Source organism: Acinetobacter sp. ANC 4636 (assembly GCF_054454555.1).
In genome coordinates this window covers 202,755-219,336 of record NZ_JBTKVD010000005.1, presented here as the reverse complement: position 1 = coordinate 219,336, position 16,582 = coordinate 202,755, and the positions used below count along the sequence as shown (strand labels likewise).

Below are 16,582 nucleotides of genomic sequence, written 5' to 3'. Positions count from 1 at the left end.
ATGGCAACGATTTTAGTCACGGGCGGAGCTGGGTATATTGGTTCACATACCTGTATCGCCTTGCTGGCAGCAGGTTATGAAGTACTGGTCCTGGATAATCTCAGTAACAGTTCACCTGAAGCCTTGCAGCGCGTACAACAGATTGCAGGAAAATCGCTGAAATTTGTCGAAGGTGATATTCGTGATAGCCAAGTACTGGATCAGATTTTTGCCGAGCAGGCGATTGATGCGGTGATCCATTTTGCAGGGTTAAAAGCTGTAGGTGAAAGCCAGCAGATCCCGCTCACTTATTTTGATCATAATATTTCTGGCAGTATCAACTTGGTACAGGCAATGCAGCGGGCAGGAGTATTTCGTCTGGTCTTTAGCTCGTCTGCAACGGTATATGGCGATGCGCATGCATCGCCTTTAAATGAAAACATGCCAACCGCAATGCCGAATAATAACTATGGTTATACCAAGCTAGTTGTTGAGCAAATGCTGGAAAAACTGGCAGCGTCTGATGAGCGCTGGTCATTTGCTTTATTACGCTATTTTAACCCTGTCGGTGCACACCCAACAGGACATATCGGTGAAGATCCACAAGGCATTCCCAACAATTTGATGCCGTATATCACACAGGTTGCTGTGGGTAAACGCGAAAAATTGTCGATCTTTGGCAATGATTATGACACGCCTGATGGCACAGGGGTGCGGGACTATATTCATGTGGTGGACTTGGCTAATGCTCATGTTTGCGCGCTGAAAAACCGTTTGCAACAGCAGGGTTGTCGAGCATGGAATATTGGTACAGGACGGGGTTTTTCGGTTCTTGAAATCAAAAACAGTTTTGAACAGATTAATGGTGTGACGATTGCCTTTGAATTCGCTTCACGCCGTGCAGGTGATATTGCCACCTGTTTTGCGGATAATGCGCGCGCGATTGTGGAATTGGGCTGGCAGCCACAGTATCAGTTAGAGGATATGCTGAAACATAGCTGGAACTGGCAAAAACAGAATCCACAGGGTTATCGATAATTCATACAATGATAGAATAGAGATGGCGCTGAATGTGCCATTTTTATTGGCGCTTTCCCGTAGGGCTGACAATCTTTTGCTATAATTTACCATCTGTTTGATTAATCTCCTTGCTCCTGCCTTATGAACACCTTACGCCAGCAAATACTATTTTTGCTTGTGGCTTGTTTTTCTACATTTTTTTCAATCTATCTTGCTTCTAACTGGAATTTCTTCCTTGAGGGTTTCTCAGTAGATCGCCTTGCCAAGACGTTGATATCCTGTGTATTTAATTACAGCCTGATTTTGCTGTTTGCGGCGGTTTTGAGACGACAATATACTGCGTTGGTACTCAGTCAGATTTTTGTCGGTTTGATTGAATTTATTAATTTTAAAAAAGAAAAATATCTCTCCACCAACTTTAGCCCTGACGATATTTTATTGTTTTCAGAAGCCTTCAAGGCTGCACCTCTGGCACTTAAAATTGCTTTTTTTGCCTTTATTGCCATATTTTTTGCAGTGCTAATTTTCTGTTTTAAAAAAGAAAAAACGACATTACTCAAAACTTATTTGCTACAGATTACACTGAGTGTGGTGATGTTCTGTTCAGCAATTTATTTAAACTATATCAAAAGCCCGATAGGGGCATGCAGTAAATCTGATTATCCCAGTATTTGTTTAAATATGTCGGGCTTTCCCAATACCCGAAGTGACTGGATGGGCGATTTTCGTAAAATCCAGAATTTTGGTTTTACCACATTTTTCATGTCGAAAATTTTGGATAGCTTAACTGAAGCTTTTTTACCGCATGAGATGGTTTCACGTGAAACCATCCAACAGATTTTTAAACCTTTAGAAACACCTGTTGCAACAAATCCCCCGATATCTTCGACCACAGTGCAACCGAATATTGTGGTGGTCATGGATGAGTCGATGTGGAATCCAAGACTACTCGATAAAAAATTGCCCAAAAATCTCACCCCATTTACCAGTCAAAATCGGGTGTCGGCACTCTTGTCTCCATCGTTTGGTGGTGGAACTGCCAATGTCGAATTTGAGGCACTCACCAGTTTAAACACCATTTTCTTTCGTAACGAGCTGGTTTATGTGGCAAAAATCCGTAAACCGATTTATTCATTGCCACTGTATTTGAACAGCTTGGGTTATGACACCATTGCCATGCACAACAACTGGCGTTATTACTACAACCGTAACCGTGTTTATCAGCAGATGGGCTTTAACAAGTTTGTGTCTCTGGAAAATATGATGAATTCATCCAATCATGCCACGTTGTTTAATCAGGCAGGTTGGGCGAATGATGATGTGATTTTTGATTCGATTAAAACCGAGTTGAATTTAGCGAGCGATCAGCCGAAATTTATTTATGCGATTACGGTCGAAAACCATCCGATGTATTCGGATGATCGTTATGGGACACAGTCGTATAAACTCAATCCGAACCTGTCAGAAAGCGCGCAACAGAAAATGGCAACCTATAGTGCAGGGGTGGCACGTGCCGATCAGCATATTCGGGATTTGACTGAATTTGTCAAAACCCTAGATCGCCCAACCATTGTGGTTGCTTTTGGAGATCATTTGCCCAATTTACAAAATGTCTATGATGAATATCATTATTTTGAGAATGATCCGAATCGTGAGGAGCTGAATGCTTACCAAACGCCGTTGCTATTGTGGAGTAATTATCCTGTACAGCGCAAAATACTGGCACAGCCGTATATATCAACCAGTTTTTTAGCACCGAAAATTTTGCATCTGGCGAATTTGCCGTTGCCACCGTACTATCAGTTTATTGAGCGTGTTTCACGATGCTATGATGCGATCCATCAGAAATTTATTCATGAAAAAGCCTCGTGTCAGTTTGATAAAGCACAATTGCTGGATCAATATAAAGCCTTAAATAATGATACGTTAAATGGACAAAACTTTACTTATCAGTTGCTCAAACCTCAAATAGTCAATTAAGCATTAAAAAAGCTCGGTCAACTGCCGAGCTTTTTTAATTACTGAATGATCAACCGTGATTAACTTTGGATCATGGCTGAAAGTTCATCCACATAGCTTTGCATTGGGCGAGGTTGTTTATCACGACGACTTTCAATGTTTAAGCGTAAGAGCGGCTCAGTATTGGAAGAACGAACATTGACACGCCATGCGCCAAAGTCCAGACTCACGCCATCGGTACGGTCAATGATTGGGTTTTGATCGGCATAATGATCAAAAATTTTCTGAATCGTTGCTTGGCTGTCAGCGACCTTAAAGTTGATTTCACCGCTGCACGGGAACTTGGCAATCATGTCTTCAACCAGGCTCGACAAAGATTGTTGGGTTTCAGACAACAGGTTCGCGACCAATAGCCATGGAATCATGCCGCTATCACAGTAGGCGAAATCACGGAAATAGTGGTGGGCACTCATTTCACCGCCATAAATCGCATTTTCTTCACGCATGATTTGCTTAATAAAAGCATGACCTGATTTGGACTGTATCGTTTGCCCTTGGTATTTCTCGACAAGATCTTGTGTGTTCCAGACTAGACGTGGGTCATGCACAATTTTTTCATTTGGATGTTGCAACAAGAAGGCTTGTGCCAGTAAACCAACAATATAGTAGCCTTCAATAAACTGACCTTTTTCATCGAACAGGAAGCAGCGGTCAAAGTCGCCATCCCATGCGATCCCCATATCGGCTTGATGTGCAATCACGGCTTGTGAAGTGCTGTCACGGTTTTCAATCAGCAATGGGTTAGGAATACCATTTGGGAATGTACCATCAGCTTCATGATGAACCTTGATAAATTCAACAGGAACATTCAGCGCTTTAAATTGTGTTTCAATCGCATCAATCACATGACCTGCTGCGCCATTACCTGCATTGACCACCAGTTTCAGTGGGCGAATTTTTTCAGGTTGAATGTAAGTCAAAAGATGTTGCACAAACTCAGCCAGAATATTATAGCTTTGAGTGGTGCCTTTCTGACTCACTTCAGTAAATGCAGCCGTTTCAGCCAATGCCTGAATTTCTTTTAAGCCCGTATCGGCACTGATCGGGCGGGCATTTTCCCTCACCAGTTTCATGCCGTTATAGTCCATCGGGTTGTGACTTGCGGTCACTTCAATCCCACCCTGAACATCGAGATGAAAAGCTGCAAAGTAGACTTCTTCTGTGCCTGTCATGCCCAAGTCAAGCACATTGACTCCTGCATCGTTTAAACCGCGAATCGTGGCCTGTTTGAGGCTTTCACTACTAAGACGCACATCGCAGCCTACTGCAACGGTTTTAGGTTGATAGATTTGACCGTAAGCACGACCAATTTTATAGGCAATTTCTTCATTAAGTTCAGTTTCGAGTTTGCCTCGAATGTCGTAGGCTTTAAAACAGCTGAGTTTAGTCATGATTTACAGAGGAATAATATGGTTATTTGACCCGCATATTATAGCGGGCTTTAGGGGGGTGTTTATACGTATGAATACAACAGATGACCTTGAAACCATAAACTTTTAAAGCATAAATTAGAATTTTAAGCAATTAGACATTTTTCCAATTAATATTGTAGGTTTTTATAAAAAAATAGAAATTAAATATATGAAAAATAATAACTTATAGTTATGTTTTTGATATTTTATTCATATAGAGTAAGATGTTTTAATGAATTGTTAATAAATTCTTAATAAAAAAATAAATTTAAAAGTAAAAATAACATTTTGAATTAAATAAATATTTTTTATTGCAGGTTTTTTTTGTTCGTTGTTTGTAAGTTTTTTATGTTGACGAGAGAATAACCCATGAGTAGAGTAGTCGCATTTTGGAGCGGCCTCGAAATTGGATTTCGACTTATATGCTTTATTCTTTTCCATCTTCCGTCGTTAATGTCTGCCCATTACTGTGGACAACTAACTGGATCGTATAAGGTCTCAGCCTATGAACAAATTCAAGATTAGTCTTGCCTGGCAAATCTTAATTGCATTGATTTTGGGTATTGTTGTGGGAACAATTTTACACAACCAACCCGATATTCAGCAAAATGTTGTGAATAACTTTTTGAAACCAGCCGGTCAAATTTTTATTAACTTGATCAAGATGATCGTTGTACCGATTGTGATTTCAACTTTAATCTTGGGTATTGCCGGGGTTGGAGATTCCAAAAAGCTTGGGATCTTGGGTGTAAAAACCATTCTTTACTTTGAAATTATTACCACAATTGCGATTGTTGTCGGTATCTTGTGTGCCAATGTCTTCCATCCTGGTACAGGCGTTGACATGTCGTTGCTTCATAAAGTGGATATTTCCCAATATGAACATACGACTGAAGAAGTAAAATCGCAATCTCATGGTTTGATGCAAACGATCTTGTCCCTTATTCCATCGAACATCTTCAGTGCGATGGCAAGTGGGCAGATGTTACCGATTATTTTCTTCTCGGTAATGTTCGGGATTGGTTTAGCTGCTCTTCCTGTAGAAACCAAACAACCATTACTGAATGTGTTGAAAGCAGTTTCTGAATCAATGTTTAAAGTCACACACATGATCATGCTCTATGCGCCTGTGGGTGTATTTGCACTGATTACGGCGACTGTAGCAACTTTCGGTTTTGCATCTTTAGTGCCTTTGGCAAAACTGGTGATTTTGGTTTATGGTGCAATTTTGTTCTTCGGTATCGGTGTACTCGGTCTGGTGGCAAAAATTTGCGGTTTGAACATTTTTACCCTGATCAAGATTCTCAAAGACGAATTGATTTTGGCGTACTCAACGGCAAGCTCTGAAACTGTTTTGCCACGTATCATGGAAAAAATGGAAGCTTACGGTGCACCAAAAGCGATTGCGAGCTTTGTGGTACCGACAGGTTATTCATTCAACCTTGATGGTTCAACACTGTATCAAAGTATCGCAGCGATCTTTATTGCTCAGCTTTATGGTAAAGATTTATCGATTGCCCAAGAAATCGTGCTGGTCTTGACCCTCATGGTGACATCTAAAGGGATCGCAGGTGTTCCTGGCGTATCTTTCGTGGTGTTATTGGCAACTTTGGGTTCAGTCGGTATTCCACTGGAAGGTCTGGCGTTTATTGCAGGTGTTGACCGTATTTTAGATATGGCACGTACTGCACTTAACGTGGTTGGTAATGCTTTGGCTGTACTGGTCATCAGTAAATGGCAGAAGCAATTCGACGAAGACAAAGCAAAAGCTTATGAAGCATCTTACAAATAAGATGATTTGTGGCAGATAAAAAAACGGCTCATCAGAGCCGTTTTTTTATGTCAGATTGATTTATGTGAATGATTGGTCATCCATGGTAAGATGTTTTTTATGTTTGAAATAGCTATAGCCAAAAATGAGCAAACCGATGATGTACAGTTGTACCGAATCCCACAGTAAAGACAGATCTGCTGCATACAATAACCACACTGCATAAACTGTCGCAACGAGAGCAATCAGGATGTGTTTCGGCTGTTTATTTTTGCCTGATTCTTTTAGATAAAAAGCCGAAACCAACAAATACGGCAACAGAATCATCACGGAAGAAATCATCAATAACCATGTGTAGTTTTTATTGAAAAAATACACGCCAATCAATGCGGCTTGTACCACAATCGAAGTCAGCCACAGCGATGAAATTGGCACGTTATTGGCGTTAGTCTTGAGGAAGGTTGCAGGGAAAGCGCCATTCTTCGCAGCCAAGAAAGGGATTTCCGTGGCGAACAATGTCCAGCTTAAATAAGAGGATGCCACCGAAATCATTAGACCTACGGTAATCACAATCGTGCCTGGTAAACCAATCAACTGGGTCAAAAGGGTTGCCATAGATGGATTATGCATACCTGCAATTTCAGCACGACTCGTTACGCCGTAAGACAAAACCGTGACCATCACATAAAAGGCGAGAGCCAGTAACACTCCAAACACAGTGGCTTTACCAATGTCATGACGGTTGCGTGCCCGAGAAGACAGCACCACTGCACCCTCAATACCTGTAAAGACCCATAAGGTAATCAGCATCAGGTCTTTGACCTGTTCCCAAAGTGGCATTTTCAGGGAGAAATCATGCAAGTTGAGTTTGAATACATCCAGTTTAAATGCGACCAAACTACAGGCAATAAACACCACCATCGGTACGATTTTGGCAATCGTGGCGATCAAGTTGACCACGGCTGCTTCTTTAATCCCGCGACTGACCAGCCAGTGTACTAGCCAGACAAAGATCGATGAACCGATCAGGGCATAAAGGGTATTGCCATCACCAAAGATTACATGCTCCTTCGTATCCACAAATGTGCCGAGACTTGAAAATACAATCACCACATAACCGACAATGCCGATCGTGGTACACAGCCAGTAGCCCCATGCCGAGCAGAAGCCAATCAGCTCGCCAAAACCTGCACGGGCATAGTTATAAATTCCGCCATCCAGTTCAGGATACTGCCGCGATAAATACAACAATGAAAATGCCAAAAATAAAATGCCGACGCCTGTAATCAACCATGCAAGCAGCAGGGCTGAACCATTGGCGACGGCTGCCATGTTCTGCGGCAAGCTAAACACCCCAGAGCCAACCATGGAGCTAAACACCAGTGCAGTCAGCGACAGTAAACCAATTTTTGCAGAAGACATGATTATTCTTCTTTAAAAAATGCAGAAAGCTCGGCAATGTGCGCAGGCGTAATGCCACAGCAACCGCCAATTAAAGATGCACCTGCATCTTGCCACTGTTTGGCAAAGCTTAAGTAAGCCGTTGGGTCAAGATCTTGACGCACTTCATCCAAACCATCGTTAGCAGTGGCTGATTCATCTTGTGGTGGGAAAGCATTGGCATATGCACCAATGGTCAACTCAGGAGCAAGTTGTTTGATTTCCTGAATCGCTTGCAAAATTACTTCAGGCTGACAGCAGTTAAATAGCACGGCTTTTGCACCGATACGACGAATCACTTCAACCGCTTGTGCAAGGTTTTCACCCGAACGTAAGTAAGCACGGTCTTGTTGCAACACATCTTGCAAGGTGAAAGAGACCCAGTACGCTTTGCCATCTTTTGGAAGCAGGTTGTGTACCATTTCTACTTCTTTCAGACTGGACTGGGTTTCAGCCAACCAAAAATCGACTTGATCTGCCAATGTTTCAATAATCGGCAAAGCCAGTTCACGCACATGATCTTCTTTGAATAAATCGGCGCGGTACGAACCAAATAATGGTGGCAAGCAACCTGCAATCTGGACATTGCGACCACTTTCCTGAACCGCCTGTTTGGCTTGATCAACCGCGACTTGAACCAGTTGACGGACTTCAGCATCAAAACGTTCCTGACCTATATGAAAAGGAACAACTGCATAGTTATTGGTGGTAATGACTTCTGCACCTGACTGAATAAAGTCGAGATGTACATCTTTGACAATTTCGGGAGCTTCCCAAAGGGCAAGTGCAGACCACTCTGGTTGACGAAATGGTGCACCACGACGTGCCAATTCACGTCCTACACCACCATCTAAAATTTTCATCATACAATTCTTCTAAAGTTTTACGAAAAGCGCTCTAGTATACGCAAAAGCTTATTTGTCGGTTAATTGAGTTTCTGATAACCATATTCAGTAAAATCATGAAGCTGAGCAGATATTCTTAACCGTTTATAAAGCGCCAAACTGTTGCCATGACTCATCTGTATGAAATTCAGCATAGTGCTGTTGCAAGTGGTGCAAATAAGTGATCTGCACGCTCAAAAAAATCAGCAAACATACACTCAGCAGGCTCGCCAAGAGTAAATGCTGACATTTAGTGAGCTGTTTAGAGCGACCAGAAAAATAATAGGCGGACAGACTCAAATGCGGTAACAGCAGCCCAATAAAAGACAAATGCAGATACAGCGATAACAACAGACAAATCGGTAAAATCAGCAAGCTACAACTGCGTAACAAACTTTGTTTGAGTTGCAATTGATAAACAACAACTAAGCTGAGGTCGAGCCAAAAGAAAATCGCTGTGCCACCTAAAATTGCAATATAGCAGGCATGCAAAATGACCAAGCCAAATAAACTATATAGAAGACAGAGACTCAATTTTGACCAAGACATAAACGACAAATACACTTAGGTTTCATTGGAAAAAGAACGATCAGAAGCCTGATCACGGGTTTGTCGATAACTCAGCAGCACAGTCAGTAAAGATAAACTTGAACCGAGTAGCATCGCGGGAATAATCCCAAATAAACGTGCCAGAATACTGGACTGTAACGCACCGAGTTGATTGCCTGAGGTAACAAAAATCCCATTAATCGCAGCGATACGACCCAGCATGGCTTTGGGTGGAATCAGTTGTAATAAAGTCTGCCGAATTACGATGCTATAACTGTCACATGCGCCCATCAGCAGCAAAATCAGTACTGCAAGGTAGAGATGCCGACTTAGGGCAAAGGCAAAACCACAGCAGGCAAACCCTGTAACAGCACACAGCATTTTGTGCCAAAGTTGCTGTTGGGGCGGGAACTTCACCAATGCGCTCATCATCAGCAACGAACCACAGGCAGGGGTAGCGCGCAGCAACCCAAAACCATCGGCGTCAAGATACAGCACATCTTGAGCAAACATCGGTAGTAATGCGATCACACCGCCAAAAAATACCGAGGTGACATCCAGTAACATTGCCCAGAACAGCACCCGACTTTGCAGTAAAAATGTCATGGCATCTTTCAGGCTTGACCAGACTGAGCCTTTGGCAAGCGGTGGAAAATCTCGCGCTTTGAGCTGCCAAAGTGCCAGACTGCCGAGCATAAATAGCAGTACAATCAGCGTAAAAGTTGTATTTAAACCTGCATGTGCCAGCAGTAATCCAGCCAAAACAGGAGCAAGCACCGCATTGATTTGCCAGCATAACGCCGTCCATGTTGCGGCATTGCTATACAGCTTTTCAGGAACCAGAAACGGGCGTAGCGAATTAAAACACGGGCTATAAACTCCGCGAATACAGCCAAATAAAAAGATGATTCCGTAAACACCCACTAAAAACAGTGTATCGGATAAAAGCTGTTGTTGATGGCTACAAAAACATAGCCACAGCAGAGCCGATAATGGAATCGAACTGCTAAAACTGAGTTGTAAAATCCGTTGTCGGTTAAAACGGTCAGCAATATAACCGCCCCAAAGCGATAGCAGCACAAAGGGGGCAAACTCTGCTAGTCCGACCAAACCGAGCATCATGGGATTATGAGTGAGTTGATATAAATAAAAACCCAGCACTACTTCCTGAATCAAAATCGCCAGCGTCAGGCAGCACTGATTGATCGTCAGCAACGAGAAATCGCGACAAGCCAGGGCAGCAAAAGGTGAAATCGTGTCAGACATTAGGGATATTGAAAATCAAAAAATAGGTTCGGGCTTAAAAATGACAAAAGGGATGAATGGCTTCATCCCTTCTGCTTTTGATGATTTAAATTACTTGTGCGCTTGCTCGGCAACAGGCGTGTAATGTAAGCCCAGTATTGAACTGGTGTATTGACGCACCTGATCTAACAACGCTGGGTTTTCGCCCAAGTCCTGTTGATAAGAGCGAATAATTTCATGCAACTTGCCGTTCCATGCACCTTTGGTTTGTGTCGGGAAGGCTTTTTCCAGAACATTCAAAATGATGTATGGCGAAGTGGATGCACCTGGAGAAGCGCCCATCAATGCTGCAATTGCATGATCTTTGGAAACAAAGACTTCAGTACCAAACTGCAATTTTGCAGGTTTGTCTGGTTCTTTCTTAATGATCTGTACGCGCTGACCACCTTGGCTTAAGTGCCAGTCTTTCGGGTTGGCATTTGGATAGTAGCGTTTCAACTCACGAAAGCGGTCTTCATCGGACATCATTACTTGGCTAATCAGATATTTCACCAAGTCCATGTTTTCCATACCGATTGCAGTCATTGGCAAAACGTTGTTTTTGTTGGTATTGGCAATCAGATCAAGCTGCGAACCATTTTTCAGGAACTTGTTTGAGTAAGTTGCAAATGGGCCAAACAACACATATTTCTTACCATCAATATAACGGGTATCGATATGCGGTACTGACATTGGTGGCGCACCAAAATCTGCGCGACCATATAGTTTCGCCGTATGCTCAGCAGCCACTTTTGGATTGTCGGTGATCAGGAATTCACCGCCAACAGGGAAACCAGCATATTGCTTCGCTTCTGGTAAGCCAGTCATTTGCAACATTTTAATTGCCGCACCGCCTGCGCCAATAAACACAAAGCGAGTTTTGACATGATTTACTTGGCCTGTTTTTAAATCTTTAAATGCAACAGACCAAGTTTTGTCATCATTTGGGCTAATACCCGTCACTTCGGTCGAGGTTTGCAATTTGAAGTTTGGCGATTTTTCCAAATGACCAACCAATTGGCGCGTGATTGAACCATAGTTCACATCAGAACCAATTTCCATACGGGTTGCCGCAACTTTCTGTTTCGGGTCACGTCCTTCCATGACCAAAGGAGCCCATTGCTTAATCTGATTTGGGTCTTCAGTAAACTTCATACCTTGGAAGAATGAGCTTTTGATCATCGCTGCATAACGTTTTTCAAGGAATTGAACGTTGTCATCCATCACAAAAGCATGGTGGGGTACAGGATTAATAAAGCTGGTTGATGTGCCCAAAACGCCTTGTTTGACTTGGTATGCCCAGAATTGTTTTGCGACTTCAAACTGCGACGCTACTTTTTCTGCTTTAGAAATGTCCATTTTACCGTCTTTTTCTTCGGTATAGTTCATTTCCATGAAGCCTGAGTGACCCGTACCTGCGTTGTTAAAGCCGTTTGAGCTTTCGAGTGCAACGTTATCGAGGCGCTCATACATACGAATTTGCCAGTTTGGCTGTAATTCATTCAGATAAGTCCCAAGTGTCGCACTCATGATGCCGCCACCAATCAGCACAACATCAACAACAGGTTCATCTTGGGTTGTATTAATTTTTTTAGACGCAATCGGTCTAAACAAAAATATCACAGCAAGAATTATCAATACCAAGAGCAGTATTAATAAAGCTTTTAAAAACTTACGCATTCAATTGACCTTAAAAATTAAATGACTTGCCAGAAAAATCGGCAAAAAGATCGACATAAAAAGTGTTCAAAAGGTGCTAAAAAATAAAACAGGATATTTAAGAAGCGAGAACAGAGATCGAACAAAATAAGACTTTAGTATAACAATTGTGTAGATATATTAATAGAAAGTTTTTTTAAATATAAATGATCGATTTATTTTTATTTAAAAAATATTTATATTCAAATACTTGTGTTTATTTAAATTTTAAAAATTGTTCATTTTCTTTCAAGAAACAATTATATTTATATATAAAGTAATAAAAAATATAAATAAATTTAAATATTGGTGATTGTTTAGTTATATTTATAAATACCTGAAAAGTTTAAAATTTGTGATGAATCATGCTTAAAAGGTCGGATCAAATCAGTTTTTTATTTGGATGAAAGTGCAGGGGCGCGACACTGTGATTTGTAAAGTCATCACTTGAGTGTAAATGGCACATTAAAAAACTACACATTGCCAGAATATGCAGTCAATTTTAGGGTTTTAGCCCATGGCTAAGTGCAACGCAATTCCCCACATCATACAGCCAATGACAGTATCCAGAATTTTCCATGATTGCGGGCGCTGAAATATAGGCAGCAATATTTTGGCACCATAAGCCAGACTAAAGAAAAACAGCCATGATGCGAGGATTGCACCACAGGCAAACAGATGGGTTTCGGGGGCAAATTGTGTAGAAACCGAACTGACCAGCAACATGGTATCTAAATATACATGCGGGTTGAGCCATGTTAACGCCAGACATATCCCGATAATTTTCAATCGGCTTTCAGGTTCGTGCTGACTGGAAGCCAAGGCAACATTGCTATAAAGGGCTTGATAAAAACTGCGTAAGCCATAGCCAAATAAAAATACTGCTCCAACGTATTGTGCAATCATCGGGATGTGTGGGAATTGAACAACCACATGTGAAAAACCCTTAACCCCAAGAAAAATCAAAAGAGAATCGGAGAGGGCACAAATCAGGGCAACCCAAAACAGATATTGCTGTTTCAGCCCTTGCTTGAGAACAAATGCATTTTGCGCCCCAATCGCGAGCAGTAAAGAAAACCCAGTACTCAGACCATAAAAAAATGCTGACATGATCAACTCAGTAAAAATGAAATTTTCAGCATTATGATTTTTAGAGACTTTTAAAGCAGTAAAACTAAAAAAATATTGGGATGGCTAAAAAAATTTTATTTTGAACAGAAAGAAAAACCGCCAGTGATTTAAAAATCATTGGCGGTTTGGATGTATGGGTACAGAGAGTTTTTCTACTCTTTTTACAGAAACCTTATTCGACTGTAACACTCTTGGCGAGGTTACGTGGCTGGTCAACGTCTGTACCACGAAGTACCGCAACATGGTACGACAGCAATTGTACAGGCACACTGTAAACAATCGGTGCTAACCATGTGTTCACACTTGGAATATTGACTACATGCTGGCGGTCTTTTTCAGTAATTCCACTTTGCTCATCGGCAAAAATAAACAACTCACCACCACGTGCCTGAACTTCTTCCATATTGGACTTGAGTTTGTCGAGCATGTCATCTTGCGGAGCAAGAATGACCACAGGCATATCATTGTCAACTAGTGCCAACGGGCCATGTTTCAATTCACCTGCAGCATAACCTTCAGCATGAATATAAGAAATCTCTTTAAGTTTTAGCGCACCTTCCAATGCGATTGGGAAATGCGTTCCACGACCCAAGAACAGGCAGTGCTGCTTTTCAACAAACAATTCAGACAAGCGCAGAATTTCAGCATTGTGTTGCAACGTATCTAGAATGACTTTCGGGCAATGCCAAAGCGCATTTGTAATTTCAGTCATCTGCTCAGCAGAAATCCGTTGTTTGACCTGACCAATTTTCAGTAATAACAGCATTAATGCTGCCAACTGCGTCGTAAAGGCCTTGGTCGAAGCTACACCAATTTCAGGGCCTGCCAACGTCAATAAATGATGGTCAGTTTCGCGTACCATCGATGAAGTTGCGACGTTACAGATGGTCATGGTGGCAATATTTAAGCCTTTCGCTGCAGCACGTTTTTGCGTGTCGCGTAGTGCAGCAAGTGTATCGGCAGTTTCACCTGACTGTGAGATACACACGTACAAGGTACGATTAATAATCACAGGCGAGCGATAGCGGAATTCACTGGCAATTTCGACCTGACAAGGCACATCAATCAGTTGTTCTGCCCAATATTTGGCAATCATACCTGCATGGTAACTGGTACCACAGGCAATAATCTGGATTTGCTCAATATTACGAAAGTTGACTTCTGCATCAGCAAGGAAATCTTCACGTAAAGCATTGCCATTGAGTGCTTGAGAAATAGTTTGCTGCAAAGCTTCAGGTTGCTCATAAATTTCTTTGAGCATGTAGTGTTTGTATTCACCTTTAGATGAATTACTCACCGTTGCATCAAGCTCTTTAACAGGACGTTGAATGGCTTGAGTACCATGTGCATAAATTTCAATACTGCTACGGGTTAGGCGAGCAATATCACCTTCTTCAAGGTAAATAAAGCGGTTGGTAATTGGTAACAATGCCAACTGGTCTGAACCAATAAAGTTTTCACCAATCCCGACACCAATCACCAGTGGAGAACCTTCACGTACAGTAATCAGTTCATCTGGGTAGTCTGCATGAACAATCCCGAGTGCATAAGCGCCTTTGAGTTTTGACACAATGCTTTGTACCGCTACTAGCAATGAATCGGCAGTTTTTAGGGCTTCAGCCACCAAGTGTGCGACCACTTCTGTATCGGTTTGAGAACTAAATACATAACCCAGTGCCTGTAAATCGGCTTTCAGCTCAGCATAGTTTTCAATAATACCGTTATGTACTACAGCCACTTTACCTGAAATATGCGGATGAGCATTGATTTCAGTCGGTTTACCATGGGTTGCCCAGCGCGTATGTGCAATTCCCAAAGTTCCTGCAACCTGATGGGATTTCACCGCTTCTTCAAGGTTAACCACTTTACCAACGCGGCGCTCGCGAAGGACTTGTCCATGACTAATGAGTGCCAGTCCTGCCGAGTCGTAACCACGGTATTCAAGACGCTTGAGACCTTCAATCAAAATCTCGCTGATATTTCGTTCTGCAACGCCACCAACAATACCACACATAGAATTTACCTTTTATTTCTTAGTCTTTTGAGGACGTTGATAATTTGCTTTTTCAACTTGCTGCGCGCGTTCAAATGCCAGCGCATTTTCCGCAACATCGCGAGTAATTACAGAACCTGCACCTACAGTTGCACCATTGCCGACTTTGACGGGAGCAACCAGTGAGCTGTTTGAGCCAATAAATACGGCATCGCCAATCAGGGTTTTGTGTTTGTTTGCGCCATCGTAGTTACAGGTAATAGTTCCTGCGCCAATGTTTGAACCTGCACCCACTTCAGCATCGCCTAAATAGGTAAAGTGGTTGGCTTTAGAGCCTAAACCAATACTTGTATTTTTGACTTCAACAAAGTTACCGATGTGGACTTCATTGGCGAGTTTTGCACCTGGACGTAAACGGGCAAATGGACCAATTTGCGTATCTTCACCTACAATTGCGCCATCGAAAATGCTGTAAGGCTGAACTTTAGTTCCTGCGGCAATTTTGGTATTTTTCAGCACACAGCCTGCACCAATTTCAACGCCATCGCCCAGTTCACAGTCACCTTCAATAATGACATTGATGTCAATGCGAACATCGTGTCCAACTTTGAGGTTACCACGTAAATCGAAACGCTTCGGATCAGTCAGCGTTACGCCCTGACGCATGAGTTCTAAAGCTTGCTGGGCTTGAAATTCACGTTCTAAAGCAGCCAGTTGAATGCGGTCATTCACTCCTTCAACTTCAAAGGCTTGTTCAGGCTGAATTGATGCAATTTCTAAACCTTCAGCCACTGCCATTGCCACAATGTCGGTCAGGTAATATTCGCCTTGCGCGTTATTGTTGGAAAGTTTGGGTAGCCATTCATGCAGTTTGGCATTGCTAACACAGTAAATACCCGTGTTAATTTCTTGAATCTGACGTTGCTCATCCGAGGCATCTTTATGTTCAACAATGGCTTGAATTTTACCATTGTCACGTACAATTCGCCCATAACCTGTTGGATTGTCTACCGTGAGGGTAATCATGCCAATGCCTGTTTCACTAGAAACCGCAACGAGTTGCTCAAGAGTCTGCTGACGTACTAGAGGGACATCACCATATAAAATAAGGGAAATACCGTCTTGCGCTAATACAGGTAAAGTGACTTGAACAGCATGACCTGTACCAAGTTGCTCAGCTTGCTCGACCCATTGAATATGTTCATGCTGGAATGAATTTTTGACCAAATCACCGCCATGCCCATAAATCGTAATAATATTTTGAGCATGGAGTTGTTTAGCAGTGTGAATCACATGACCGAGTAAAGGTTGTCCTGCGAGTGGTTGAAGCACTTTTGGCAACTTGGAGCGCATGCGCGTGCCTTTACCTGCTGCAAGAATAATCACGGTAGTTGACATAATA

Annotated in this window: 12 protein-coding genes; 3 read left to right on the top strand and 9 right to left on the bottom strand. The window is 42.2% G+C overall.

Translation table 11 applies throughout. The features are described 5' to 3' along the window. Together galE and ACX1N5_RS07705 are read left to right on the top strand one after the other, a co-directional pair. Positions 1-1,017 carry a UDP-glucose 4-epimerase GalE gene (gene galE, locus ACX1N5_RS07710; RefSeq protein WP_458801069.1) on the top strand — a complete coding sequence of 339 codons (1,017 nt, stop codon included), beginning with the start codon at positions 1-3 and terminating at the stop codon, positions 1,015-1,017. Positions 1,018-1,140: 123 nt separating this feature from the next. Continuing rightward, positions 1,141-2,979 (top strand): LTA synthase family protein, encoded by a 1,839-nt coding sequence (locus tag ACX1N5_RS07705; protein WP_458801070.1) that lies wholly within the window; start codon positions 1,141-1,143, stop codon positions 2,977-2,979. 59 nt (positions 2,980-3,038) lie between these two features. On the opposite strand, the gene ACX1N5_RS07700 is transcribed toward ACX1N5_RS07705, so the two are convergent. After that, on the bottom strand, positions 3,039-4,409 hold the full coding sequence (locus ACX1N5_RS07700; protein ID WP_458801072.1) for a phosphohexomutase domain-containing protein: 1,371 nt from the start codon (positions 4,407-4,409) through the stop codon (positions 3,039-3,041). Between the two features lie 526 nt (positions 4,410-4,935). Between ACX1N5_RS07700 and gltP the strand changes: the two genes are divergently transcribed. Beyond that, positions 4,936-6,222 carry a glutamate/aspartate:proton symporter GltP gene (gene gltP / locus ACX1N5_RS07695; RefSeq protein ID WP_458801074.1) on the top strand — a complete coding sequence of 429 codons (1,287 nt, stop codon included), beginning with the start codon at positions 4,936-4,938 and terminating at the stop codon, positions 6,220-6,222. Positions 6,223-6,282: 60 nt separating this feature from the next. Here the strand turns inward: gltP and ACX1N5_RS07690 are convergent, their stop codons facing one another. The 8 genes from ACX1N5_RS07690 to glmU all read right to left on the bottom strand — a co-directional run bounded on the left by ACX1N5_RS07690 (position 6,283) and on the right by glmU (position 16,578). After that, positions 6,283-7,623, bottom strand: coding sequence for a basic amino acid/polyamine antiporter (locus tag ACX1N5_RS07690; RefSeq protein WP_458801076.1), 1,341 nt, complete (start codon positions 7,621-7,623; stop codon positions 6,283-6,285). A 2-nt stretch (positions 7,624-7,625) separates the two neighbouring features. After that, on the bottom strand, positions 7,626-8,504 hold the full coding sequence (locus ACX1N5_RS07685) for a homocysteine S-methyltransferase family protein (RefSeq protein WP_458801315.1): 879 nt from the start codon (positions 8,502-8,504) through the stop codon (positions 7,626-7,628). A 126-nt stretch (positions 8,505-8,630) separates the two neighbouring features. Then, complete coding sequence (locus tag ACX1N5_RS07680; protein WP_458801078.1) at positions 8,631-9,074, bottom strand: hypothetical protein; 444 nt, start codon at positions 9,072-9,074, stop codon at positions 8,631-8,633. 15 nt (positions 9,075-9,089) lie between these two features. Continuing rightward, positions 9,090-10,340 (bottom strand): MFS transporter, encoded by a 1,251-nt coding sequence (locus tag ACX1N5_RS07675; protein ID WP_458801080.1) that lies wholly within the window; start codon positions 10,338-10,340, stop codon positions 9,090-9,092. A gap of 90 nt (positions 10,341-10,430) precedes the next feature. Then, positions 10,431-12,038, bottom strand: coding sequence for a malate dehydrogenase (quinone) (gene mqo / locus ACX1N5_RS07670; protein WP_458801082.1), 1,608 nt, complete (start codon positions 12,036-12,038; stop codon positions 10,431-10,433). A gap of 528 nt (positions 12,039-12,566) precedes the next feature. Next, a complete protein-coding gene (locus ACX1N5_RS07665; protein ID WP_458801084.1) occupies positions 12,567-13,166 on the bottom strand; it encodes a LysE/ArgO family amino acid transporter in 600 nt (199 codons plus the stop codon). Between the two features lie 193 nt (positions 13,167-13,359). Continuing rightward, complete coding sequence (gene glmS / locus ACX1N5_RS07660) at positions 13,360-15,201, bottom strand: glutamine--fructose-6-phosphate transaminase (isomerizing) (RefSeq protein ID WP_458801086.1); 1,842 nt, start codon at positions 15,199-15,201, stop codon at positions 13,360-13,362. Between the two features lie 12 nt (positions 15,202-15,213). Beyond that, positions 15,214-16,578 (bottom strand): bifunctional UDP-N-acetylglucosamine diphosphorylase/glucosamine-1-phosphate N-acetyltransferase GlmU, encoded by a 1,365-nt coding sequence (gene glmU, locus ACX1N5_RS07655; RefSeq protein WP_458801087.1) that lies wholly within the window; start codon positions 16,576-16,578, stop codon positions 15,214-15,216. Between the last annotated feature and the right edge of the window lie 4 nt (positions 16,579-16,582).